Raw genomic sequence first — 7,006 nt, 5'->3', positions numbered from 1 at the left:
CGGCCGCGCCGCCGCCACAGGCCCCGCTGCCCGCCGACGGCAGCCTGCTGGAAGCGGTGCGCCGCCGGGCCGACCTGGGCGACCTCGTGGGCGCCCGCCTGGCCTGCCGGGAGGCCCTGGCGCGGGAGCCGGCCAATGCGCTGTTGAACTTCTACGACGCCGTGCTTGCCCACGCGCAGGGGCAGGCGGCGGAGGCGGAGCGCGCTTTCCGCCGCACCATCGCCTTGCGGGATGACTTCGCCATGGCACACTACCAGCTCGGCCTGCTGCTGTTGCGGGAAGGGCGCCGTATGCCCGGCCGCAAGGCCATCGCTGCGGCGGCGCGCATCGTCCACGCGCTGCCGGACCACGCGGCGCTGGAGGAAGGAGACGGCATGACCGCCGGCGAACTGCGCGAGGCCGCCCGCCTGCAACTGGAGCTGCGCTGACCCCATGCCCCGCAGCCTGCCTGCCCACGACCCGCACCGGCTGGATCGGATCCTGGATGCCCGCACGCGCCAGCTCGCCATGCGGCAGGCCAGCGATGCCGCCACCGGCCCGGCACCGATCCCCGTCCTGGCCTGCGTTCTGGGCAACGAGACCTACGGCCTGCCCCTGGCCGCGATTGCCCAGGTGGTGCCCGCCACGCCGCTGACGCCCACCCCGGGGGCGCCGCCGGCCATGCTGGGGCTGCTGGGCCGCAACGGGCAGGTGTTCATCGTGCTGGACCTGGCACTGGCGCTGGGTGCCGCCGCGCAGGCATCCCAGCACACCGGCCACCTGCTGCTGCTGCGCCACGGCCCGCGCCGCTTCGCCCTGCGGGTGGACCGCGCCACCGGCGCCATCGACGCGCTGCCCGCCGAAGCCCCGGCCGAGGCCGCGCCGCACCGCGCCGTCACCGGCCATGCGCTGGCCCCGAGCGGCGCGCTGCTCGGCCTCATCGACCTGGAACGCCTGCTGCGGCCCTATCTGGCCCCAACCGCGACCGTGGCCCCTTCTCTTTCCTCCACCAACGGGAGCGTGACGCCTTGAGCATCGCCAACCGCATTCTTCTCGGCTTCGCCGCCATCGTGGCCATGCTGGTGCTGCTCGGCGTCTACAGCCTGAACCAGATCAGCGTCGTCACCGCCACCACCGACACCATAGTGGCGCGGGACCTCAACATGCTGCGCCAGATCTCCGGCCTGCGGGATGCGGAGAGCGACATGTACGACGTGCGCAGCCTGTCGGTGAACCGCTTCCTGCTGCGCGGCCTCGGCCGCCCGGCGGCAGATGCGGACCCGCTCCAGGCCTGGCAGCGCGCCGCCAACCGCACCGACCTGCTGCTGGCCGAACTCGTCACCCTGGCTAACCGCCACGCCGCGACCGCCGCCAGCGGCGACCGCGCCGCCGGCTGGCAGCAGATCGCGCAGATGGTCAGCCAGTCCTCCGGCCCCTTGCGGCAGTTGCGGGAGCAAGGCCAGGCACAGATCCAGGCCATCCGCGCCAATGACCTCGACGCCGTGCTGGCCGCCGGCGGCGCCATCCTGGCCAGCCGGGGTGACTTCACCCAGCTGATCGAGCAGGCGACGCAGACGCTGAACAACGTGATGGCCGCCGGGCAGCAGAGCAGCCGCGCCACCTACCTGGAAAGCCGCCTCTCGGTCATCCTGGTGCTGGGCGGGGCCGTCCTCATCGGGCTGATCATCGCGCTGCTGATCCGCCGCTCCATCGTCAATCCGCTCAACGCCTTCATGGAATTTGTCGGCCGCGTCGGCCATGGCGACCTCAGCGGCGAGCCCGCCAAGTCCGGCAACGACGAGCTGGGCCGGCTGGGCACCACGCTGAACACGATGGTGGAAGGGCTGCGCCAGCTGGCCGCCCAAAGCCGCGAGGCCACCAACGACCTGAACGCCGCCGCCGCCGAGATCCGCGCCAGCACCCAGGAACAAGCGGCGAGCGTCGAGGAACAGCTGGCCGCCGTACAGGAAACCGCGGCCACGGTGGACGAGATCACCCATTCCGGCGTGCAGATCGGCAAGCGGGCGCAGGAGGTGATCGCCACCGCCCAGGCCACCGCCCAGACCAGCAATGCCGGGCTGCGCGCGGTGGATGAGACGGTGAAGGCCATGGACGCCATCCGCGAGCAGGCGGAAGCGGTGGCCGGCAACATCGTCGCGCTCAGCGAGAAGACGCAGGCGATCGGCGAGATTATCACCAGCGTCAACGACATCTCCGAACGCAGCCACCTGCTGGCATTGAACGCCGCCATCGAGGCCGCCGCCGCCGGCGAGCAGGGCCGCAGCTTCGCCGTCGTCGCCGCCGAGATGAAGACGCTGGCGGACCAGGCGAAGGACGCCACCAGCCAGGTGCGCTCGATCCTCGGCGACATCCAGCGCGGCATCAATTCTTCCGTCATGCTGACGGAAGAAGCGGTCAAGCGCGTGGCCGCCGGGCGCGAGCGCACCGAAACGACCCACGCCGCCATCACCGAGATCACCGGCCGGGCCCAGGAAGGCGTGCACACCTTCCAGCAGATCGTCGCCAGCACCAACCAGCAGCAGCTGGGCATCGAACAGGTGATGGGCGCCCTGCAGAACATCCGCCAGGCCAGCCAGCAGACCGCCGCCGGCACCCGCCAGCTGGATACGGCCGCCGCCAACCTGACGCAGCTCTCCTCCAAACTGGTGGATATCGCGGACCGCTACCGGATCTGAGGGGCGATCCAGTCGGGAAGCGGAAGGGGAATAGGAGAAGGAGAAGGCCGGGGAAAGAATTCCCCGGGCCCCTTCTTTCTTTTCTGTGAATTTGGCGGAGCGCTTCAGGACTGAAAGCGGGCGCCGCTTGATGATTTTAATAATCGGCCACGCGGGCTGAACCGGCAGTCGCCGGAGGTCCTAGACCTCCGGCGCACCCAGCCGGGTCTCAGAGCCAACCATTCGACAGCTCTCGCCCAAAAACTCGAAAAAAGAAAAGATGGGGTCCGGGGAATTCCTTCCCCGGCCTTGCCTTGCTTTACCTCTGCGTTAGGCCGTCGCCAGCAGGGCCACCCCCACCGAGATCAGCGCGATCGCGGCGATTTTTTGGGAGCCGAGGGATTCGCCGAACATGAAGTAGCCGACGAGGGCGATGACGACGTAGGACGCGGCGGTGCAGGGCAGGGCCACGCTCATCGGGATCTTGCGCAGCGCGATGATGTAGAGCAGGGCGGCGCCACCGTAGCAGCCGAGGCCCAGGATGGTTTGCCAGCGGAACAGCTGCACTAGGAAGTTGCCTTCGCCCAGCGTGCCGGCCTTCAGAAGAACCTGCCCGGTCATGGAGGTGCAGATGGCGGCCGCCAGCACCAGCCAGGAGCCCATCATGCGCGCGGGCCTTCCGGGTTGCTCGGCGCGGTGGTGGAGCGCACCACATCTCGCACCACGCCTTGCGGCTTGCCGTTGGCGGAGAGGAAGGCGCGGCCGAGATACTCGCCCATGACGCCGAGGATGAGGAACTGCACGCCGGCGATCAGCAGCGTGACCGTCATGACCGAGGCCCAGCCGGAGGGAGTTTCCTTCGTCAGTGCCTCGATGATCGTGAAGATGGCGCCGATGACGCCGAGGCTGCCCATGGCGAGGCCCGCCAGCATGGCCAGCCGCAGCGGCAGCAGGGAGAAGTTGGTGGCGAGGTTCAGCCACAGCCGGATCAGCCGGCGCATCGTGTAGTTGCTGCGGCCCTCGGCGCGGGCCAGGTGCATCACCTCGATGCTGTCGATGCGCTGTGTCACCTGCATGATCAGCCCGTCCACATAGGGGTAGGGGCCGGCGTAGCGGGCGACTTCCCGCACCACGAGCGCGGACATGCAGCGGAAGGAGGAGAGGTAGAGCCCCTTTGGCTTGTCCATCAGCTGGTCCGCCACCCAGTTGGCGAAGCGGCTGCCGAGGTTGCGCCAGCCCTCGTGCTTCTTCTCCGCATAGCGGGTGTAGACGACGTCCCACTGCCCGTTGCGGGCATGGTCGTACAGGTGCAGCACTTCCTCGGGCGGGTTCTGCAGGTCGTCGTCCATGGTGATGACGTAGTGGCCGCGGGCGCGGCGCAGGCCGGACATGACCGCGTTGTGCTCGCCGAAATTGCGGGCGTGCTCCACATAGGTCAGCGGCACGGTGGCGGTTTGCGCCAGCGCGCGGCACACCTCGGCGCTGTTGTCCGGGCTGCCGTCGTTGACCAGCACGATTTCCAGCCCGCCTTCGGGCCGCAGGGCGGAGAGTGCCTCGACGAGTTGCCCCACGGTGGCGGCGCCGCGATAGACCGGCACGACGATGGAAAGGCCGATGGTCGGCTGCGGCAGGTCAGGCATGGGCGGGGTTCCGGGGGAAACGGTCAGGGGGCGGGGCCGGCATCGGCGCGGCTGGCGACGACCAGCACCGAGCCACCGGCCGGAAAGCGTAGGCCGATGCCGGCCAGCGCCGCCTCCGCCCGGGTGGCGGTGTGCAATGTGGCGTCCAACCATGGCGGGAAGGGGGCGACATCGCTGGCGGCGTCCGGTGTGTTGGAGCGCAGCTTGCGCTGGGCCACCATCAGCGGCAGCAGCAGGCTGTTCCAGTAGCGGGCCTGGATGCGTTCGAAGCCCGCCGCCGCCAGCAGAGCGGTGGCGCCCCGGGCGGTGTAGCGGCGGGCATTGTGCACGCGGGTATCGTGCGCGCTGCGCAGCCATTCAAAGGCCGGCAGGTTCAGCACCAGCGTACCGCCAGGGGCCAGCACGCGGTGGAATTCCGCCAGGGCGCGGGCTTCGTCGACGCCGCGGTGGCACAGCACGTCCACGCTCGCCAGCGCGCCGAAGCTGGCGGGGGCGAAGGGCAGGGCGTTGACATCCCCGGCCGAGACCGCGGCGCCGGACTTGGCGGCGGCACGGGCGGCGGCGTCCGGGTTGTATTCCAGCCCCGCCAGGCTGCTTCCATTGCGGCCGGTCCGGGCCAGGCTGCGCAGCAGGCCGCCGGTGCCGCAGCCGGCATCCAGCAGCGGCAGGCCGTCCACGCCCGGGCGGGCATCCAGCGCGGCGGCGATGCGGGCATGGACGGCGCGGTACCACCACATCCCGTCCTCGACCGCATCCATCAGGGCGTATTCTGCAAGATCCACGGCTTCGCTTGTGGCAGCGCCCGAACTCCGCCGCAATGCCGATCGATAGTGCCCAAGGCCCTTCTTTCCCTCCGGGCCGGGATGAGTTGCCTGCATGTCCGACACACTGCCCTCGACCCGTGCCGCCTTGCGTGACCTGCGCCTGCAGCCACGCCACGCCGCGCCTTCCACCGGTCATCCCGGGGATGGCCCTCGGTTGAGCCTGTGGGCGCTGCTGCCGGCCATGCTGCCGGCGCTGCTGTTCCTGCTGCTGGTGGTCTCCCCGCCGCTGAACCAGGACGTCGCGGCGGTGCTGAGCTTCGCCGAGCGGATGGTGGCGGGGGAGGGGCTGTACACCCAGCTCATCGACGTCAATCCACCGCTGATCTTCCTGTTGAACCTGCCGGCGGCGGCGTTGGCGGCGTGGACGCCGCTGGATGCGGTGCAGGCGCTGCTGCTGTTGCTGCTGGTCTTCTGCGGCGCGGTCAGCTGGCTGTGCCTGCGGCTGCATCCGCCGCGCGGCCCGGCCGAGCGGGCCATGATGCTGGCGTTGCTGCCGCTGGTGCTGCTGCTGGCCGGCTACGATTTCGGCCAGCGGGAGCAGATCATGGCCGCCGCCGCGCTTCCCTACCTGTTCCTGGCGGAACGGCGGGTGGAGGGGATGCGCACCAGCGCCCGCATGATGGCGTTGGTCACGCTGATCGCCGCCACCGGCTTCGCGCTGAAGCCGCATTTCCTGGCCGTGCCGGCTTGCGTTGAGGCGGTGGTGCTGCTGGCCGCGCTGCGCCGCCGGCGGCTGGGCGCCGCGTTGCTGGACCCGGTGCCCTGGGGGCTGGCCGGGCTGTGGGCAGCGTATCTGGCGCTGATCGTCTTTGGCTTCCCGGCCTATTTCGGCCAGGTGGTGCCGCTGGTGTGGAGCTATTACGTCGGCCTCGGCAACGCCTCCTGGTGGCAGGTCGTGCTGACCGAGCAGCTGTTCACCGCCGGGTTGATGACCTTCTGCCTGTGCCTGTTCACCACGCGCATCGGCACGCTCACCCTTGGCTGGCTGCCGCGCCTGCTGGCCGCCGCCATGCTGGGCGGGCTGGTCGCCGCGCTGGTGCAGCACAAGGGGTGGAGCTACCACGTTGTGCCCGTGTGGATGTTCGGCGGCCTGCTCTGCGGCGTCGCGCTCTCCCGCGCCGTTGACGCGCTGCTGCCGCGCGGGACCTCGGTCCGGCTTGCGCCGGTGCTGGCGGCGGGTTCCGCCGTGGCGCTGACCCTGCTGGTGATGCGAGGGGGGGAGGCGCCGTGGCGCGAGTTCAACTACCACAATGGCCCCGTCGGCCGCCTGGCGGCGTGGCTGGAAAAGGAGGCGCCGGAAGGCCGCCTGCTCGTGCTCTCCCCCGACATCTACCCGGCCTACCCGGCGCTCAACTACGTGGAGAACCAGCCGGTGCTGCGCTTCATGAGCACCTGGCTGCTGCAGGCGGTGTACCAGACCTGCCCGGAGGACGGCGCCCGCTTCCGCGCCCCCGCGCAGATGAGCGAGGCCGAGCGCTACCTGTTCGATTCCGTGGCGCGGGACTTCGCCGCCCGCCCGCCGGAAGCCGTCATGGTGGCGCGGGACGCACACATCAGCTGGTGCGCCGGCCAGCCCTTCGACATGATCGCCTACTTCACCCGCCATCCCCTGTTCGCGGCGACGTGGCAGCATTATCGTCAGGCGGGCGAGACCGACGGCTACATGTTGTTTGAACGGAAGGACTGAGCCCGTGCCACCCCATGCATCCCCCCGCGGGGGCACGTTGCGTGCCTGATCCTGCCGATCCTGCCGCCGGGCCTTTTCCGCCTGGCCCTGCTGCTCCTTCCGCCCAAGCCGCTACCGCCGCCACAGCTTCTACGACTGCCACCGCTTCCGCGACCGTACCGTCCCCGCAGCCGGCGCCGCCTCCGCCCGCCGGCCGCGTGG

Annotated in this window: 6 protein-coding genes and 1 pseudogene; 4 read left to right on the top strand and 3 right to left on the bottom strand. The window is 70.4% G+C overall.

Features of this window, described 5'->3' with window-relative positions; translation table 11 throughout:
- From IBL26_RS18160 to IBL26_RS18150, 3 genes and pseudogenes are all read left to right on the top strand, one after another.
- Positions 1-428, top strand: a pseudogene (locus tag IBL26_RS18160) (CheR family methyltransferase); the annotation flags it as partial.
- 4 nt (positions 429-432) lie between these two features.
- Positions 433-1,011: a chemotaxis protein CheW gene (locus IBL26_RS18155; protein WP_187785925.1), complete on the top strand. Its 579-nt coding sequence runs from the start codon at positions 433-435 to the stop codon at positions 1,009-1,011.
- Positions 1,008-2,675 (top strand): methyl-accepting chemotaxis protein, encoded by a 1,668-nt coding sequence (locus IBL26_RS18150; protein ID WP_206684259.1) that lies wholly within the window; start codon positions 1,008-1,010, stop codon positions 2,673-2,675. The genes IBL26_RS18155 and IBL26_RS18150 overlap by 4 nt, the downstream gene beginning before the upstream one ends.
- A gap of 309 nt (positions 2,676-2,984) precedes the next feature.
- On the opposite strand, the gene IBL26_RS18145 is transcribed toward IBL26_RS18150, so the two are convergent.
- The 3 genes from IBL26_RS18145 to IBL26_RS18135 are packed head-to-tail and all read right to left on the bottom strand — an operon-like array spanning position 2,985 to position 5,052.
- Entirely contained in the window at positions 2,985-3,320 is a 336-nt protein-coding gene (locus IBL26_RS18145; RefSeq protein ID WP_187785924.1) for a DMT family transporter, read from the bottom strand.
- Positions 3,317-4,294 carry a glycosyltransferase family 2 protein gene (locus IBL26_RS18140; RefSeq protein WP_187785923.1) on the bottom strand — a complete coding sequence of 326 codons (978 nt, stop codon included), beginning with the start codon at positions 4,292-4,294 and terminating at the stop codon, positions 3,317-3,319. The genes IBL26_RS18145 and IBL26_RS18140 overlap by 4 nt, the downstream gene beginning before the upstream one ends.
- A gap of 23 nt (positions 4,295-4,317) precedes the next feature.
- Positions 4,318-5,052: a class I SAM-dependent methyltransferase gene (locus IBL26_RS18135; RefSeq protein ID WP_194443642.1), complete on the bottom strand. Its 735-nt coding sequence runs from the start codon at positions 5,050-5,052 to the stop codon at positions 4,318-4,320.
- A 118-nt stretch (positions 5,053-5,170) separates the two neighbouring features.
- On the opposite strand from IBL26_RS18135, the gene IBL26_RS18130 reads away from it, so the two are divergent.
- Complete coding sequence (locus IBL26_RS18130; protein ID WP_241749532.1) at positions 5,171-6,805, top strand: hypothetical protein; 1,635 nt, start codon at positions 5,171-5,173, stop codon at positions 6,803-6,805.
- The last annotated feature ends 201 nt before the right edge of the window (positions 6,806-7,006 follow it).

Source organism: Teichococcus aerophilus (assembly GCF_014490485.1).
In the GTDB taxonomy this organism is placed as follows: domain Bacteria; phylum Pseudomonadota; class Alphaproteobacteria; order Acetobacterales; family Acetobacteraceae; genus Pseudoroseomonas; species Pseudoroseomonas aerophila.
This window is presented reverse-complemented; position numbering and strand designations above follow the sequence as displayed.